Source organism: Mesorhizobium sp. M0909 (assembly GCF_040319515.1).
Taxonomy (GTDB): Bacteria; Pseudomonadota; Alphaproteobacteria; order Rhizobiales; family Rhizobiaceae; genus Mesorhizobium.
This window is the reverse complement of record NZ_JAMYOA010000038.1, coordinates 1-17,111: the sequence shown is the minus strand read 5'-3', so window position 1 is coordinate 17,111 and position 17,111 is coordinate 1. Positions and strand designations below refer to the sequence as shown.

Here is a 17,111-nt window from a genome sequence, read left to right as displayed (position 1 = left end):
ACCCGCTACCTCAACATGGATCATCTGCGCGAGCACAAGAAGGAGAGCCTGAGGGCCTTGGCCGCCTGAGCACCGTCATGTGTCCCCCGCTCCGCAAAACACGGGGGCTGCGCGGCGGACACGCCGACGTCACCGCAATGCCAACGCCATTTTGCAGAACTTGACGCACACAACTTAGGGTTGCACGTCTTGAGCGGTGCGATACCAAACAAATCACACTGTTCCGGCGGCTCGGCGGACATGCTGGAAGGTCGCGTCCCCACAGGTTCCTTGAACCATCCTGACCGCACGATTCGTGCCAAGCCGGCCGGGTGTGCCGGTCCGTCTTGTTCGGCATCATCGAGAGGGCGGCACTGGCATGGTGGGCATCCAGACAAACGATCGGCAAGCCGCGCGTGACCAACTCGTTCCACAGCCATACGGGCAGCGGACCGGTTTCCATGCCGATCCTTGCAACCTTTCCCGCCTTCTCGGCCAGCCAGTCTGCGATCGTGTCTTGATCGGTCGGCACCTTCCCCTTCGCGATCTTATTCCCGTTCTCGTCGACCACGCAGATGGCCGTCTGTCCCATCGAGACATCCAGGGCGGCGTACTTCATCACGGCAGTTCTCCTTCCTCGCGCAGCGGCGCTGACTGATTCATCGACACGGTCAGGTTGGGGAACTGCCGCCCGGAATGCGAGAGGCGCCAGCCGCGATCACGCTAAGTAGATGCTATGGGGCGAGCGGCGAGGGTGTGGCATCCTTCGCTGTTTCAACCACCATCAAAAGGAGGCGTCCCATGTCGCAGTCTTTTGACACGAGCCGGTCCCTTACCGCTCTTGAACAGGATAACACGCTCATCGCCGTCATCGAAATGAGCAAGGCGAAGTGGCTCGTCGCCGCGCTTATTCCAGGTCTCAAGCGCCACCCCTCAAGAAGATCGATGCCGTCGCGCCAGCACTGTTGAAGCTACTGCAACGCTGGCGACGAAAGCCGGCCGGGCCGGGCACACGGTCCAGCGGATTGCGGCGACGGCTTTTGGCTGGCGCGCTGGTTGCGGGCGCACGGCATCGAGGCCTATGCCATCAATCCCTCGAGCGCGAGCACAGCCGCGCCAAGACCGATCGTCTCGACACCGAGCTTTTGATGCGCGCTTTTCTCGGCTGGCTGCGCGGCGAGAAACGCCATTGCTCCATGGCGGCGATCCCGACACTCGAAGAGGAGGACGCGCGGCGGCGAACCGCGAGCGGGGGACCCTGCTCGGCGAGCAGACGCGGCTCATCAACCGCCAACCGCATCAAGGCGATCCTCGCCCGCTTCGGCGTCCGCAGCTTCCGCTTAAGCCTGCGCCAGGCGGCGGACAGGCTGGAGAGCATCCGAACGGCGGAGGGAACGCCGCTGCCGGACAACACCCACGCCGAGCTCTACCGCTTCCTTGAGCGGCTCAAACTCGTGCGCGCGCAGATCCGCGCCATCGAACAGGAGCGCCTGCGCCGGCTGGCGGCGGCTCCGGCTGCGGCGAACGGCCCGCACGCGATGGTTCGCCTGCTCGCGCGGATCATCGGCAGCGTCGAGACCGCCGACATGCTGGTCAACGAGATGCTGTCGCGCAAGCTGCGCGACCGCCGCGCCGTGGTGCGCTACGCCGGCCTCACGGGGTCGCCGGACGAGAGCGGCAAACGCCGCCGCGAGAAAGGGCTGGCGCGCGCCGGCAATGCCCGCGTGCGGCGCGGCATGGTCCAGTTGGCCTGGCGCTTTCTCCTCTTCCAGAAGGACAGCGACCTCGCCCGATCGTTCCAGGCACGCACGACCGACGGCCGCAAAACCACGCGCAAGACGATGATCGTGGCGCTGGCGCCCAAGCTGCTGATTGCGCGGTGGCGTTTCGTCACCGCGGGCGAGGTGCCTGGGGGCGTCATCGTGCGTGCGCCGTGATGGAGGCACGTGGGAAGAGGTAGAACAAAGGCACACCCCAATTGGCAGGCCCGCAGCAGGATCTGCCGATGACGATCCGAGGTGGCGGCAACCCGAAGCCACACATGGTCGTTCGGACCGCCGACGTAGAATGGGCCCCGCCGCCCCGGAGCTTCGCCACCGATGCGCATGCTGCATCATGGTCAGATCCACTGCGATCTACCGCATACAAGTCTGCCGCGCGACCTTCGCGCCTGGCTCGGCGAGCTCGCCTCGGAAATCTATCGTCGGCATTTGGCCCCACTGGAACGGGCTCCACCCGACCCGGCAAAGCCGGCCGCCTGTGCTCGTGACCGTTAAGGACAAGTCGCTTCGCGATGGCCTGCAGCCACCCTTGACCGTCACTGCGCGCGGCGGCCAGTTCGAAGCCAGGTCGGCACGAGGAGATGGTCGCCAATCGGCCGAACGAGGAGATGAGGAAACGAACCACGAGCAAGCTTGACAATCATCGCCCCATACAGGTGTAGTTCGGCGATAGCAAGGCCGCTCGCGAGCGCGCCTAAACAGCGCCGTAGGAGCGAGCGGCTTTGCGGTGGTCCTCGACAGTTCGCCGGTAAGATTGCGGATTCCGACGATTTACCGGACGGCATTCCGATCAAAAACCGGACGCGGTTGTCCGGTTTCGTCTCGGCATCAATGTCCGGAATCATTGGAATACGCAGTAAGATCGGGTTGCTGACACCAACCTGATTCGGAGGAACCATCGATGACGACATGATGAACCTGCGCGCGCTCGTGGAGAAGACTCCGGATTCCGATCTCTTGCGCGAGATGATCGGCTTTGGCGCCGAGCGGCTGATGGAGCAGGAGGTGGGAGCCGCCACCGGCGCCCCTATGGCGAGAAGAACCCTCTGCGGCTGGCTCAGCGCTACGACTATCGCAAGCTCGACTCGAAGACGCGGGACGGCACCGTCGAGCTGCGCATCCCGAAGCTGCGCAAGGGGAGCTACTTCCCGGGCTTCCTGGAGCCGCGGCGTATGGCAGAGAAGGCGCTACACAACAGCCGTCCACCTGCTGCGTGCAGGCGTCGATATCAACACGATCCGTGCTTGGCTCGGCTACGTGTCGTTGGATACCACGCACATCTACGCCGAGTAGATCTGGAAATGAAGGCTAAGGCGTTGGCCAAGGTTGATATTAGCGGCTTGAGAGAGCCCCGCGGCAACGCTCTCTTACCCACCCATTAATGGCATTCCTGAGAGCGTTGTAGGCAAACCACCATCGCCGTTGTGTGGCGGCTTGGGCCAAGGAAATCTCGGAGATGCTTGGCTCATCGCCTGCAGCCGCAACACAAAAAATCAGGCCGCAACACAGTGTAGCCGTAGCCCTCGGGGCGGCGCGATACTCCTGCAACAACAGTGTCAGCGTCACCCCCTTGCGCTAGCCGGCAACAAACAGCAGGATCACTGACTGGTCAAACTGGTGTCCCTTGAAACATCGCAAACCCTCCGAAATTCGCAATCGAGACGCTCTCCGCACCACAGCGCCGAAACCAAAACGTTGCAACAGATCCTTCAAACAAATTCACAATATCTTTGCGACCGCCCATCCCTGACAATGGTACGTTCACCGCAAGTCCGAGGTCAGGCACGGCTGGAAAAGGGTGATGCCGATTGCACTCGGACCACCGCACAGCACGCAACGACGGGGTCAACAGCCAATGGCAAGAAGAGCGCTCATCCTGCTTGAAGGCCTTCCAAGGGGCAACGGTCTGCTATACGTCCAAGCGGCCCAGCGTCTTGGTCTTCATCCAATTACCATGTCGACCGACCCAGCTCAGTACGATTATCTTGCGGCTGAAAGAAGTGAGGCAATCCGTGTCAATACAGAGAATCTCGATGCGCTGATTCATGAATGTTCCCGAATGCGTGCGACCTATGACATTGCGGGTATTACTGGCTTCTCGGGCGCCGACGAGTCGGTCTATGCGACAGTTGGCAAGCTCTGCCGGCATTTCGATCTACCGGGACCGAGCCCCACATCGATTGAACGATGCTGCGACAAATTCACTCAACGTCAGCTCCTCGCCGAGGCCGGCATTCCAATCCCTGCTTATCGCTTGGCAGCGAATGCGGGGGACGTAGAAAGCGCTGCCGCGGATATCGGCCTGCCGGTGATTCTTAAGCCAGCCGTCGGCAGCGGCAGCAGCGGTGTCCGATTGTGCCGCGACGTCGACGAGTTGGCCGAACATACGACCTATCTATTGGGCGGGAAGCACATATGGCGCTCCTCGCCGAGGATGCTGGTCGAAGAATTCGCACAGGGCCCCTTTTATAGCGCTGACATAATGGGAAATGAGGTTATTGGAATTTGCACCGCTGACTTCGGCCCGCCCCCGCATTTCCTCTATCGTGAGTGCACCCACCCGGCCCCGCTGACTGATGACGAGCATAGGCGCATCGCCGATGTTTCGCTGAGCTGTTTGCAAGCTCTCGGCCTTGGCTGGGGGCCGACGAACATTGAATTCCGGTGGACGCCGCGTGGCCCAGTCGTCATTGAAGTCAATCCGCGTCTTGCAGGTGGGACCGGTCCTCGACTGGTTCAACTGGCTTACGGTGTCGATCCCATCACCGAGCACATCAAGCTCGTCATCGGCGACGAATGGAATTTGCGCAAAAGACATTCGCACACCGCGACCGCGCGGATCCTATATCCTGAGCGCGATGGCATCCTCGATTGGATCGATGGCGACAGTCGGGCGGCTGCCGTGTCAGGCGTCGCCGAGGTCAAATTGTTTGTTGAACCCAAAACGCCAATCGTCAGGAAAGCCGATTACCGAGACCGCATCGGTCATGTCATCGCCGCTTCACCCAGCCTTGCTCAGAGCGAGGCGATACTTCAGCGTGCCGTCGACTTTATTAGCTGGTCGATCACGCCCTTTCCGAACCTGCGCGGATAGGATCTGGTCTAAATCGTTGGAACTGGAACGGGCTTAGATCAAAATTGCAGAGTTGATGGTGTTTCCGTTCCCATTGTTGAGCGCTAGATGTTTGATCCCTGGCTCACATGACAATGCTGAGGTGAGGAGGTGTGTTAGGGCGGCATCGGTCAAAATCTGGCCGCTGGTCGGTTCGACCAGACGTTTGATCATCTTCAGCCATTCCGAGGGGCCGATAAGGGCTGTCGTCGTGCCGCTTCGAACGTGAGGTCGACATTCGACCGCCGGGCGGGCATCGGGGCAGAAGGTCTTGAATAGGCCTTGAACTCGACGCCATGGTCATGGGCGGACTCCAACCTTGCGCATAGCTAGGTGCTCCAGAATGATCCTAGCTTGATTGATCACGATGGCGAGGATCGCCTGAAGCCCGAAACCCATCAGAAGCGCGTTTGTGTCCAGGCTCGCTATGCCTTGCAGGATCACCGTTCCGAGGCTTTCGACGCCGATATAGGCGGTCAGCGTCATGGCCGAGACGAGCATCACCGCCGAATCGGGACACCATGTCCGCGCCGCCAGCCTGCAGCCGTCAGCAAGCGAAAATCCAGACGGTTCAGCGACCTCTACGCTCAAGCTGCCACCGCCTTACGTTGTGCATCGACCGGGGCAAGCACGAGGTCCAGCAGTCCGCGCACCGAGCGGGCGCTATCCAGTGTTTCGATCGTGGATCGAAGCAAGGCCGCACCTTCGCCCCCGATAATATGGTCGGCGACCGAGTGATATTTCGCGGCAATTTCGGCATCCGACAAGGGCCTTTCGGTGTCGCCGCGCGCAGGCGTCAATTCGCTTTCGAAGAGGGTGCCGTCTTTGAGGTAGATGCGCGCCCGCGCCATTCTTTCGGCAGGAAACAGCTTGTCGATTTCGGGTACGGTGATCGGCTTGATGCGGTCGTTCATCGACAATATCTCCGCGTCGACCAGCGATGCGCCGGCAATATCGGTTGGAAGCAATTGCCCGCGCACGAGTGCCGCGGCAACAGGGAACGGAAGGCTGTACTGGGCCTCCTCGGTGGTTTCCGGCCTGCGTTGATTGAGCCGGACCCCTGCGTCGAATGTGTCGATTTCAACATGATCGATCGTTTCCGGCAGGATATTGTGCTTGTGCCTGAGTATAAGCGCGGCCTCGACGGATGGCTGCGCCCAGCGGCAGATGGGATACGGCTTGAAATACATTCCCAAAAACCGCCATTCCTTGCCCAGATTGTTCCAGAAGGATTTGACATTGTCGCCTTCCACGACAATCGCAGGCGCTCCGGTAAAGCCGTCTTCGGCCAGGTAGGCCGCGCTGATGCCGCCCATGGCGCCCCAACCCGAACCGTCCTTGAGCATCGTGGGAAAGTCGATGCAGCGCATCATCTGGCTGCGGGGGCCATGGAACTCCGCAATGCCGATCGCATGGCGGAACCGGGTCTCGTCGAGCCCCCAAAGGTGCGCCGCTATGGCCGCCGCGCCTAGCGCATTCCACGACCCGGAGGTGTGATAATCCGGCGCGGTAGCATGCTGTGAGATGCCGGCACGGATGGCAATCTCGTAGCCGGCGGCAAGCGAAGCGAGAAACTCGGCACCGCTGATGTCCCTCGTTTCGGCGACGGCCAGCAACGCCGGCAGGACGGCACAGCCGGCGTGGCCTTTGGTAAGCACATGACCGTCATGCGCATCGAAACTGTCAATCGTCATGCCGCCGGCCAATGCCGCCCCAACCGGGCTGGCTCTGCGGCCGTCGAACATCAATCGTGCCGAAGGAGCGCCGGCACCTGCCCCGAAGGCACGAATTGCATGGTTGCGGATTGTTCGCGACAGAGGGGTCTGCGTGCCGGCGATTGCCGTGCCCACCAGGTCGAGAAGACAGCGTTTCGCCATGTGCTGCACAGCGGCAGGAAGCTCCTGATAGATGATGCCAGCAATGAACTGGTATGCAGATGAAGTTGCCATGCCGCTTGCGTTCCTGATGCAAAGGAAGGCCCAGTATGAGTTAGGTTGTTAGGCACGACGTCACATTTTTCGACGAGACTACGTCATAATACGACACTCTCCATTGCATTCTGCATGTCTTTCAAGGGATAATGCGGAGAGCAAAGAGGAGACCGGGGGTGGACGCGTCTGTTAACCGGATAAAACCGCTGCGCGTCGGTGTCATCCTGATACCGGACTTCTCGCTGATGTCGTTCTCCTCTCTCACCGAGCCCTTGCGCGGCGCCAACAGGATGGCCGGCGAGCAGCGTTACCGCTGGACCAATGTCAGTGTCGACGGCGGTTCCATCCAATCGAGCACCGGGCTCGCGGTCCCCACCATTACCCTGGATGAAGGCGGTGAATTCGACATCGTGGTCGTGTGCGGCGGCCATTCCGACGAGACGTATGGCAATAGAAAACTGAGGGAATATCTGCGCCGCATGGATCGGCGAAAAATTCGCCTCGGCAGCGTCAGTACGGGCAGTTTTGTACTGGCCGATGCCGGGCTTCTCGACGGCAGGCGCTGCACGACGCATTGGGGCTATATCGATGCGCTGCGGGCCTTATGCTCCAGGGCTGAAGTGTGCGATGAGCTTTACGTGGTCGATGGACGCATCTTCACCTGCGCGGGAGGCCTGGCGGCGATGGATATCTTGCTGGACATTATCCGGGACCAGCAAGGCAACCATTTTTCCAGCATGGTTGCGGAGAATTTCATCTACGGATCGACCAGGCGGCCGGAAGACCACCAACGCATGGCGCTACGTCACCGGCTGGACGTCGCCCACCCGACCGTAATCGGCGCAGTGGCGTTGATGGAACAGTTCATCGGAACGCCGCTTCGACTTCCCAAAATCGCCAGCCGTACCGGCGTTTCCTCCCGGCAGCTGGAGCGGCTTTTCATGCGCCACCTGCATTGCTCACCGGCGCAGCATTATGTCCGGATACGCCTCGATGAAGGACGACGGCTGCTGCGCAATACCTCTATGTCGGTCCTCGGAATCGCTATTCATTGCGGGTTTAACTCGACATCCCACTTTTCGCGCGCTTATCGCCAGCGTTTCGGCTCCCTGCCCAGCGCAGACCGCACCTTGAAAAGCGCTCCAAACTGGAAAGCCCAGACCAAGAAGATTCAGACCGCCGAAGTAAGCGCGAAGCAGACCCCGTCTGGCGCGACGTGAGGTGATGGACGAGAGATTGTGACACTGGGGAGCCCGGGAGCTTACGGTGTCAATTTCTATGTCTGCGCCTATGACTGCTGATAGAAGTTTCCATGTCCTTGAGGCGGTTCCGAACCGCCTGGAGGTGAACCCGCAGCGCCCACGCCGGCGCTGGTCGACGCAGGCGAAAGCGCGGCTGATCGAGGCGTCGCTGGAACCGGGGCGAATGTGCCGGCCATTGCGCGCGAGGCGGGACTGTCACCTTCAAGCTGTTCAGCTGGCGGCGCAAAGGGCTGAAGCGCGGTGCGGCTGAGCCGCGCAGGGATGCCAAAGAGCTCGGTTTCGTTGAGGTTACGCCGGCAGGCAGGACTCCGCGATGGTGGAGATCGCTCTGCACGGCGTGGTTATTCGCGTTGGCGCCGGCATCGTCCAGGACCAGCTGGTAAAGATCATCCGGGCGGTGCGGAAGGCATGATCGGTGTATGAACTAGGGGCGTCCGATCTTGTCTCCGCGATTCAGAGGGACTCATTCCGAAGATTCGTTTGTACCATGTCGAAAAATGGGAAGCTGAATCAAAACCGCAAGATAAAGCTACGTTAATGACAGATAGGCTAGAGTAGATGAGAAGCTCGCGCCCTCGCTCTATACGGAGTTGCATGTAGTATCGCTGAGGCGTTAGGCCGGCGTGCATTTTGAATCGGCGCTCTAGCTGACGCACAGAAAGCCCTACCCGTAGGGCAATATGCGGAACTGGTATCGGCTCCTCAACATGACGCTGCATTAGATCGATCGCGCATCGTACTTTGTCTGGCAGATGCGCTAAATGTACAAGGCGTCCACCGAACTGATCCTCGTTCTCATTTCGGATATGCTCGTGGTGGAACTGATCGGCAACGCTCCGAGCACGATCTCTGCCGAACCTTAGCGAAATCAGATGCAACATCATATCCATCGCCGCAGTCCCACCCGAACAGGTCAAGCGGTCGCGGTCGATTTCATAAATCCGGTTCGTGCAGTTAAGATCGGGGAACTCTTCTTGAAAGGCAGAACGGCTCTCCCAGTGTATCGTACAACGATACCCTGACAGCAGACCCGCCCGAGCCAGCAGCCGCGTGCCGGTTGATAGCGATCCAATCGTGAGTCGACGACGCCCCGCCTCCCTAAGAACTTGGAGGTAGCGTCTTTCATCGTTCAACTCAATATGCAAACCACCGCAGACGAAGAGGTAGTCTGCACCGCGGAGCGCCGCTTCATACTCCAGCGTCGGCAGCGGAATGCCCATAGAAGCCTGTATATCGACGCCAGTCGGGCTTGCGAATCGCCACAGGAAAGCGGGCCGTTGTATTAATCGGTTAAGGCAGCGCAGCGGCTCAATTGCCGAGGCCAGGCTCATTAGAGATAGACCGGGCAACAGAAGGAAGACAAAGACTTGGGGGGTCTCCTCCGCATCAAACACGGAATCTTGGGCTATCGGCACATCTCTCTCCCTGCTTAGGCGAAGCGATGTGGCATTCGCACTCCAGCACCTAGTGGTTCCTGGCTGACATAAGAGCCCGGATCGGGATTCCCTTTTGTCTGCCCGCGTGCGAGTCATGCGCCTCCAGGCAAAGCACAGCGCCCACATGCAACGGAAGCGAACGCGACGGGGTCCGTAGCCACATCACCGATTTTCGTATCGATCTTCTGCACCGTCTGAAACCTCACGTCACGGCCCATCCTGTTTTGTCGCACTAACGAAGCTCAGATTTCGCCGTTCCTCGCCAGGGCTACGGCCGAAGGCTTTGCGGTACGCGCTGCCAAGATGCGAGGCGGAGACGAAGCCACAGCGCAGCGCGATCGAGGCAATGGACTCGGTGCTTTCCTTGAGAAGCCGATGGGCCTCGTTCAGGCGCACGGCGAGGTAAAAGCGCTGCGGGGTTATGTTGAAGTGCTGGTGCCACAAACGCTCGAGCTGTCGCTGCGACAGGTTGCAACGCTGGGCGATGTCTTCGATGGGGACGAGATCTTCGAGGTTCTGCTCCATGCAAGCGATCGCCGCCGTGAGACGAGAGTCGTTCACACCGTAGCGCCATTGAATGGCAATACGCTGATGCTCTTGAGGTCGACGGATGCGGCTGTGAAGGAACTGCTCAGCAATGTCCGCAGCAAGCTGCCCACTGCAATCACTGGATATCTGGTCAAGCATCAGGTCGATCGCGGCAGTACCCCCAGCGCATGTCCAACGGTTGCGATCACGCACAAAGAGCTCACGGCAGACTTCGATTAACGGGAACTCCTCCGCGAATTGGCGCAGCAACTCCCAATGCAATGTGCACCGATAGCCAGCTAGCAGCCCGGCGCGGGCGAGCACAAAGGTTCCCGTGCTGAGCGCGCCGAGCGGCTTACCAGCGACGGCCAATCGTCGGAGGAAGCGATCGACTCGGACATCATGCAGCTTCTCGATTTGCATGCTTGCAATCACGAACAGCCGGTCGATCGCGGGTGCGTCGTCGATCGAGACGGTCTGTAGCTCAAGACCGCTGCTCGAGCTAATGGGAGTCCCGTCGGATGACAGCACATACCACTCGTAGAGTGATTGTCCAGAAAGCCTGTTGGCTGCACGCAGAGGTTCGCTTGCCGAGGCCAGCGCCATCATCGAGAACTCCGGAAAAACCAACAGCCCAATACGTTTGGGTACGGATCCACTCCCGGGGATGCCGGTCAGCGTGCTGCTCCTTTTAACAAAAGTTTGGTCATTCACATCCTATCGCAGGCCGGCTTACGGATACTGGGTGTTCGGTTCCCCCGTCAACCACGCCTACTTGCGCAACAGCACGACACGCGCTTCGGACAACTTCACCCAGATGGTCGGCGCGCCAGCGTGGCTGTCCGAGCATTCCGATTGGCCTACGTGGGTCGATTCGAGAGCTCGGCAAGGAGCGCCTGCACAGGATGGGCGAGGCGAACACCGTCGATGATCTCGACCTGGGACCGGCAGGAGAAGCCGTCCGCGAGGAGCCGACCCGAGGAGCCGGCGGCGTTCACGTGACTTGCCCAACTCAGTGCATAGATGTGCTCGGACAAGGCGCGATGCTCGGCCTCGTGACCGAAGGTGCCCGCCATACCGCAACAGCCGGACGGCAGAACGGTGAGTGTGATCCCGCAAGCGTCAAAGACGCGGCGCCAGGCTGCCACCGCCGCCTGCGCGTTCGTCTGCTCCGTGCAGTGCGGCAAGAAGAGGTAGTTGGGCGCTCCCACGGTCCGGGGGAGCCCATCGAGCCGGGCGGCGAGCCATTCCTGGATGAGGTGCACGGACGGCAGCTTCCGCCCGGGGAGTGCAGCGGGGTACTCGGACCGGTAGGTCAGCGTCATGGAGGGGTCGAGCCCGACGAGGTCGACGCCGGCTGCGGCGAGCTGCCCAAGCGCGGTCGCGTTTTCGGCCGCCAGGCGCTCAAACGAACTGAGGAAGCCGTGAACGTGGAGCGGCTTGCCGTTCGGCCGATAGGGCGCGAGCCACGGCCTCATCCCGATTGCGCGGAGGAGGTCGAGCGTGTCGAGCAGCACTCCCGTATCGTAGTAGGTCGTGAACGCGTCCTGGACGACGACGACGCTCTGCATCCGTTCGTGCGGAGCCAGCGCGGCGAGCGCGTCCGGCGTTGCGATGGCAACGTTCCTAACCTTCAGCTCCCGCCCGAGATCGACCCCGGACAGCCTCGGCGTATGGACGAGGCGGAGGGGCCGCGTCAGGCCGAGGGCCGTCGCCAGGTTGGCGAGCGACGGCATCCTGGCGAGGAGCGGCAGCATCGCCTCGAGCCGCCCGATCACGTGGTGGCGCAGAGGCCGCAGGTAACGTCCGTGGTAGAGTTCGAGGAACTTCGCCCGGAACGTGGGCACGTCCACCTTGATCGGGCACTGGCCCGTGCAGGATTTGCACGCGAGGCAGCCAGCCATGGCCTCGTGGACCTCATGCGAGAAGTCGTCGCCCCGACGGAGCGTTGCGAGAAGCCGGGTTGGAAAGGTCAGCCAGCCGGGCCGCGCCCGCAGCCGTTGCGCTTCGGCCAGCGGGTCAATGCCCTTCGCGGCGAGCCGGCGCAGCCATTCGCGCATGAGCTGGGCACGGCCCTTCGGGGAATGTCGGCGCTCGCGCGTGCCCTTCCAGGACGGGCACATGGCGTCGTCCGGGTTCCAGTTGAAGCAGGCGCCGTTGCCGTTGCAATGCAACGCCTCGTCATAGCCGGCCCGCACGCCGGCCGGAATGGTGCGGTCGTGCTGGCCCTTGGTCGGCACGCCATCGACCCTCAGGAGCACGCCGCCGTCCGGGACCGCGATCTTGCCCGGATTGAATTGGTTGCGCGGATCGAAGGCCGCCTTCACGGCCTGAAGGACCGGGTAGAGCGGACCGAAGAAGCGGGGCGAGAACTCGGAGCGCAAGCCCTTGCCGTGCTCGCCCCAGAGGAGCCCGCCGTAGCGCTGCGTCAGCGCCACGACCTCATCCGTGACGTCGCGGATCAGCGCCTCGGCGCCCGCCGCCTTCATGTCGATGGCCGGACGGACATGGAGCACTCCGGCGTCGACGTGCCCGAACATCCCGTAGTCGAGCCCGCGGCGGTCAAGCACCCCCCGGAACTCCGCAATGAAGTCAGCCAGGTTCTCCGGCGGCACGGCCGTGTCCTCTACGAAGGGGATCGGGCGCTTGTCGCCCTTCATGTTACCGAGGAGTCCAACGGCCTTCTTCCGCATCTCCCAGATGCGAGAGACCTCGGTGAACCCACGGGCGATCGTGAAGCCGCGCCGTCCGGCAACGGGTCCGTCCATGTAAAGCGCAGCCTTCAGCCGGCCCAGCGCCTCCTCAACCTGCGCGTTGCTTTGCCCGACGAACTCGATGAGGTTGACCCCACGCGCCGGTTCCCCGTCGTCCTCGGGAAAGAATGTAGAGACGCCCGCCCAAATCAAGTCACCCTGGGCGAGCGACAACACTTTTGAATCGACGGTTTCGATGGAGGCCGCCCCGAAGGCGACGAGGGCCTGCGTGTCCCGGAGCGCGGCATCGAAGCTGCCGTAGCGCAGGTTCACCAGCGCGGTCTGGCTCGGCAGCGGCAGGACGTTGAGCGTCGCCTCCGCCAGAAAGCCGAGCGTGCCCTCCGATCCGCACAGGATAGCATTGAGGTCGAAGCGGCCGTCCGGGCGCCGAATATGAGCGAGGTCGTAGCCTGTGAGGCAGCGATTGAGCTTCGGGAAGCGCTCGGTGATGAGCGCCGCGTTCCCGCGCTCGAGATCGTCGACGGCGCGATGGATGGCTCCGGCTTGGTCGGGGCGGCTCTTGGCGGCCGCGAGCGCCTCTTCGTCCAGGGGCGCCGAGTCCCAAACCGTCCCGTCGGATAGGACGGTCGTCAGTTCCAGGACGTGATCCCGGGTCTTGCCGTAAAGGCAGGATCCCTGCCCGCAGGCGTCCGTCGAGATCATGCCGCCGATGGTGGCCCGGTTCGATGTCGACAGCTCGGGTGCGAAGAACAGCCCGTACGGCTTCAAGGCCGCGTTGAGTTGGTCCTTCACGACACCCGCCTCCATCCGCGCCGTACGGCGCACCGGGTCTATCGCGAGGATCCGGTTCATGTGGCGCGACAGATCGACGACAAGCCCGTCCGTCAGCGATTGGCCGTTGGTGGCGGTCCCGCCGCCGCGCGGCGCGACCCGAATGGCCGAGAACCGATTCTCCGCGAGCAGCTTCGCAATCCGGACAAGGTCGTCGCGTTTGCGCGGGAAGGCGATCGCCTGCGGCGTCATCTGATAGATCGAGTTGTCGGTCGCCATGACCGTCCTGTCGCTGGCCCCCACCGACAGGTCGCCCGCAAAGCCGCGCGCCCGAAGTTCGGCACAGAAGGTTTGGTAGAGTGGAAGCGTGACGGATTCGGACGGGATTTTCGGGATCATGGTGCTCAAGGAGGCCGGGCGCGGCCCTGGGTGGAGCAGGGCCGCGCAGGTTCAAGACGGAACGGGTGACATGCTGTGCGTGCGGATTCCGCGGTCGATGTTCTCGATCATGTAGCGGAAGACGATGCTCTCGGCGCTCATCTGCTGGCCATGCTCCATGCCGGCGATCAGCAGCGGAGCCTTGGTTTTCTGCCCCGGATAGACATGATGCAGCCGAACCGACTCCTCGGGCATGTGGAGTGTGTTCTCCGCCCCATGGATGATCAGTGCCGGCGGGAAACGGCCCGAAGCCTTAACGAGCTCAGCCTCCGGGTCAAATGCCAGGGACTCCTTATACGACCTCGCGCTCACGGTGCTGCAACCCGGCCAGCGATCAACTCCGTCGACATCCGTATAGCTGCCGAGCTGCTCATCGACGTAGGCTTGCGTCGCCGGGTCGAGGGGATAGTAACCAAGCCTCGTCTCTTCGGTCCCCATGTCGAACGACGGTACCGGTTCGTCATCGGGCAACTCCAGCAGCGCCGCGTGTGCGGCCGTCTTGTCGGCGCGAAGATTTTGCAAGGACGTCATGCGGGTGTAGTTCATCGGCACGTAGTACGGAACCTGATCGCCGCCCGCGCGGGCCAGCTCGGCGATGGCGGCCAAGCTGGCGACCGAACCCATCGCCCATGAGGCAACGACCGGCATGCGGCCAAAGCGCTCCTTGGTCCAGGAGGTCGCAGCGAGCACCTCGGCCTTCTGGTCCTCGAGGCTGACGTTCGTCACCGTGAGGTCCCCGCGCCTGACGGTGTTGCGCACGTCCTTGTTCTTGAAGAAACCGGCGACGTCATAGGTCATCACGCGATAGCCGCGCCCGGCCAGGGCCTTGCCCACCAACTGGCCGTACATGCTGGCGCCGCCGGTGAAGCCCGAGTTGAAGACCACCGGAGGGAGCTTTTGCTGTTCGTCGCTCGGATTGGCAGGGCGGAAGACCCGTCCACGCAGGCGATGGGTGCCGTCGTGGTAGGCCACAGGGAAGGCGATATCTTCTTCAATCAGGTTGGTCATGTTTTTCCTTTCAAAGGGAGGTCGGGAAGATTTCGGCGGATGCACCACGAAGCAGCGCATCCGCCGTGGTGCCTGTCCGCGCGGCGGTGGCGCGGGCAAGCCGCGCGACGAAGTCGAACGCGGCCAAAGGAGTGAAGTAATCGGCGTAGGCCCGGCCCTCGCGGTCGCCGACATGGGGGGCGTCGCTGGCCTCCAGCAACAGCCTATGAGCACCCACCCGTTCGACAATCCGAACAGCGAATGGTAGTGCGGCGGCCGCATCGATCGCCGTACGGTACCCGGGACCCTTGAAGTAGACGTTGCCACGCTCGCTGGCCTCGTGGAGCAAAGCGGCGAATGCGGGATCGTCGACGCCACGCTCGGGATGGCATGTGCCAAGGTGGTCGATCAGCACAGGCACCCGCTTGGGAAGCTGCCGCAGCACCTTCAAGTTGACCGCGGCCTCCTGCGCATACACATGCACGTGCTGGTCAGCACGCAACCCCGCGAAAAGCTGCTGCCACTCCGCACCAGCATAGGCATCATCGCTGAACGCTTCGGGAATGGCGTCATGAAGTACGATACGCACACCCTGAACCTGCGGATGCGCCAAGCGTTCAGCGCTGGCATAGAGAGGATCGGCCAGGATCGTTCCGACCAACCTGACGCTCCCGTAGCGCACGGGATCGCGCTCTTGTAAACCTGCCAACTCGTTAAAGGACGCGAACACGTTCTCGGAGTCCGACAAGATGCTCAAGTGAACATTGTTGAGCAGGGTGGGCCTCACCCCGGCATCGATCAAGGTATCAAGATATGTACTAAGAGGATGCGGAGCAGGTAGTGTGTAGGGGACTCCACCCGTAACGCGCGCCAAGTCTCTGGCTGTGTAGAAGTGCACATGAGCATCAATCCGTGGCATTGTCAGCGTCATCTTCGGTCGCTTGATTGAACGATACGAAGATATCCGACCCCGTCCCGTTCGCGTCGCGACAGTTCGACGGATCATGTCAAATAGTCGCCATCTGCCGATCCACCGGACTTATGGTGGCCCGGCATGTTAACCAGCCAGATGCGGCAGATGGGCGGGGTGGCATGGCTTGCCGACCATGGCTGCCGCCGACGCACGCTCGACGACAGCCCAGCGGGCCAATCAGGTATTGGGAGAAAGCCCCGGCCTTGTCATAGGAGGTGTGAGTTGTAAATACTCCTACCGGCGAACTCGCCTTTTCCGCCTTAGAGCCTGAATCAAAAAGAGTGTTTTGATATCAACGTCTTGCGAGCCTGCGGGTGAGCAGGCGAATGTGAGCGACGTATATCCAGGCTTCTGCGGAAGCGAGGGATTTCTCCCAGTCCTTGGCCAGCCTGCGGCATCGCCCCAGCCATGCGAATGTGCGCTCCACGACCCAGCGGCGCGGCAGGACCTCAAAGCCTTTGGCTTTATCCGTCCGCTTGACGATCTCCAGGGTGAACGTGCCGATCTTTTGCATCGCGCCCTTAAGCTTCGGTCCGGCATATCCGCCGTCGGCGAAGACGTGTCGCAGCCACGGCCAGCGTTCGAGAATGGTCTTGAGGGCAGCCGGTGCGCCGTCCCGGTCCTGGATATCAGCGGCGTGGACGACGAGACCGACCATCAGGCCGATGGTGTCGACAACGATGTGACGCTTGCGCCCGTTGATCTTCTTTCCCGCGTCGAAGCCACGAATTCCGCCGCTTTCCGTGGTCTTGACCGATTGGCTTCTCTATTCGGCGCTTTCAAGTCAAGCGCATTCTAGCTCTTTTCCGCTTCGCCGGCATTGGACGTCTTCGCGGGCCCTGCTTCTCTCCGGGATCGGCGCTCTGGCCCTGCCCTCTATGGGGATTCAGAAGAATGGGGTGGAACAATCTGTCGAGCGCCTTGATTGCCGATGATGGGCAATCGAGCCAAGCCAATCGACGAACTCACCTCATCCTCGTCCCGCGAAGGACGCTTCTCTATTCGGCGCTTTCAAGTCAAGCGCATTCTAGCTCTTTTCCGCTTCGCCGGCATTGGACGTCTTCGCGGGCCTTGCTTCTCTCCGGGATCGGCGCTCTGGCCCTGCCCTTTATGCGGATTCAGAAGAATGGGGTGGAACAATCTGTCGAGCGCCTTGATTGCCGATGATGGGCAATCGAGCCAAGCCAATCGACGAACTC

General features: G+C 61.7%; 14 protein-coding genes and 2 pseudogenes. 6 read left to right on the top strand and 10 right to left on the bottom strand.

Annotated elements, in window-relative coordinates; translation table 11 throughout:
* Nucleotides 1–10: 10 nt before the first annotated feature.
* Nucleotides 11–571: a hypothetical protein gene (locus tag NKH83_RS30770; RefSeq protein WP_352808868.1), complete on the bottom strand. Its 561-nt coding sequence runs from the start codon at nucleotides 569–571 to the stop codon at nucleotides 11–13.
* A 209-nt stretch (nucleotides 572–780) separates the two neighbouring features.
* On the opposite strand from NKH83_RS30770, the gene NKH83_RS30765 reads away from it, so the two are divergent.
* The 4 genes and pseudogenes from NKH83_RS30765 (at nucleotide 781) to NKH83_RS30750 (ending at nucleotide 4,854) form a co-directional block, all read left to right on the top strand.
* Nucleotides 781–948 carry a hypothetical protein gene (locus NKH83_RS30765; protein WP_352808860.1) on the top strand — a complete coding sequence of 56 codons (168 nt, stop codon included), beginning with the start codon at nucleotides 781–783 and terminating at the stop codon, nucleotides 946–948.
* 71 nt (nucleotides 949–1,019) lie between these two features.
* Complete coding sequence (locus NKH83_RS30760) at nucleotides 1,020–1,916, top strand: transposase (RefSeq protein WP_352808858.1); 897 nt, start codon at nucleotides 1,020–1,022, stop codon at nucleotides 1,914–1,916.
* 741 nt (nucleotides 1,917–2,657) lie between these two features.
* Nucleotides 2,658–2,950 (top strand): annotated as a pseudogene (locus tag NKH83_RS30755) (transposase); the annotation flags it as partial.
* 665 nt (nucleotides 2,951–3,615) lie between these two features.
* A complete protein-coding gene (locus NKH83_RS30750) occupies nucleotides 3,616–4,854 on the top strand; it encodes an ATP-grasp domain-containing protein (protein ID WP_352808866.1) in 1,239 nt (412 codons plus the stop codon).
* Between the two features lie 33 nt (nucleotides 4,855–4,887).
* Here NKH83_RS30750 and NKH83_RS30745 read toward each other — a convergent pair whose 3' ends face one another.
* The 3 genes from NKH83_RS30745 to NKH83_RS30735 all read right to left on the bottom strand — a co-directional run bounded on the left by NKH83_RS30745 (nucleotide 4,888) and on the right by NKH83_RS30735 (nucleotide 6,821).
* Nucleotides 4,888–5,046, bottom strand: a complete 159-nt coding sequence (locus NKH83_RS30745) for a hypothetical protein (RefSeq protein WP_352808856.1) — start codon at nucleotides 5,044–5,046, stop codon at nucleotides 4,888–4,890.
* Nucleotides 5,047–5,172: 126 nt separating this feature from the next.
* Nucleotides 5,173–5,463, bottom strand: a complete 291-nt coding sequence (locus tag NKH83_RS30740) for an ABC transporter permease family protein (RefSeq protein WP_352808855.1) — start codon at nucleotides 5,461–5,463, stop codon at nucleotides 5,173–5,175.
* The gene (locus tag NKH83_RS30735) at nucleotides 5,460–6,821 is read right to left on the bottom strand and encodes an MmgE/PrpD family protein (RefSeq protein ID WP_352808853.1); all 1,362 of its coding nucleotides are present in this window, start codon (nucleotides 6,819–6,821) and stop codon (nucleotides 5,460–5,462) included. Before NKH83_RS30735 ends, NKH83_RS30740 begins: the two co-directional genes overlap by 4 nt.
* Before the next feature lie 158 nt (nucleotides 6,822–6,979).
* Between NKH83_RS30735 and NKH83_RS30730 the strand changes: the two genes are divergently transcribed.
* Nucleotides 6,980–8,023, top strand: coding sequence for a GlxA family transcriptional regulator (locus tag NKH83_RS30730; protein WP_352808851.1), 1,044 nt, complete (start codon nucleotides 6,980–6,982; stop codon nucleotides 8,021–8,023).
* 428 nt (nucleotides 8,024–8,451) lie between these two features.
* Here the strand turns inward: NKH83_RS30730 and NKH83_RS30725 are convergent, their stop codons facing one another.
* From NKH83_RS30725 to NKH83_RS30700, 6 genes and pseudogenes are all read right to left on the bottom strand, one after another.
* Entirely contained in the window at nucleotides 8,452–9,285 is an 834-nt protein-coding gene (locus NKH83_RS30725) for a GlxA family transcriptional regulator (protein WP_352808864.1), read from the bottom strand.
* A 423-nt stretch (nucleotides 9,286–9,708) separates the two neighbouring features.
* Nucleotides 9,709–10,743, bottom strand: coding sequence for a GlxA family transcriptional regulator (locus NKH83_RS30720; protein ID WP_352808849.1), 1,035 nt, complete (start codon nucleotides 10,741–10,743; stop codon nucleotides 9,709–9,711).
* 146 nt (nucleotides 10,744–10,889) lie between these two features.
* Nucleotides 10,890–13,913, bottom strand: coding sequence for a D-2-hydroxyglutarate dehydrogenase YdiJ (gene ydiJ / locus NKH83_RS30715; RefSeq protein WP_352808847.1), 3,024 nt, complete (start codon nucleotides 13,911–13,913; stop codon nucleotides 10,890–10,892).
* Between the two features lie 51 nt (nucleotides 13,914–13,964).
* Nucleotides 13,965–14,960 carry an alpha/beta fold hydrolase gene (locus tag NKH83_RS30710; protein ID WP_352808844.1) on the bottom strand — a complete coding sequence of 332 codons (996 nt, stop codon included), beginning with the start codon at nucleotides 14,958–14,960 and terminating at the stop codon, nucleotides 13,965–13,967.
* A gap of 10 nt (nucleotides 14,961–14,970) precedes the next feature.
* Nucleotides 14,971–15,858, bottom strand: a complete 888-nt coding sequence (locus NKH83_RS30705) for an amidohydrolase family protein (protein ID WP_352808862.1) — start codon at nucleotides 15,856–15,858, stop codon at nucleotides 14,971–14,973.
* A 346-nt stretch (nucleotides 15,859–16,204) separates the two neighbouring features.
* Nucleotides 16,205–16,675, bottom strand: a pseudogene (locus tag NKH83_RS30700) (IS5 family transposase); the annotation flags it as partial.
* A gap of 162 nt (nucleotides 16,676–16,837) precedes the next feature.
* On the opposite strand from NKH83_RS30700, the gene NKH83_RS30695 reads away from it, so the two are divergent.
* On the top strand, nucleotides 16,838–17,111 hold a 274-nt coding region (locus tag NKH83_RS30695), incomplete at its 3' end, for a hypothetical protein (RefSeq protein WP_352808842.1).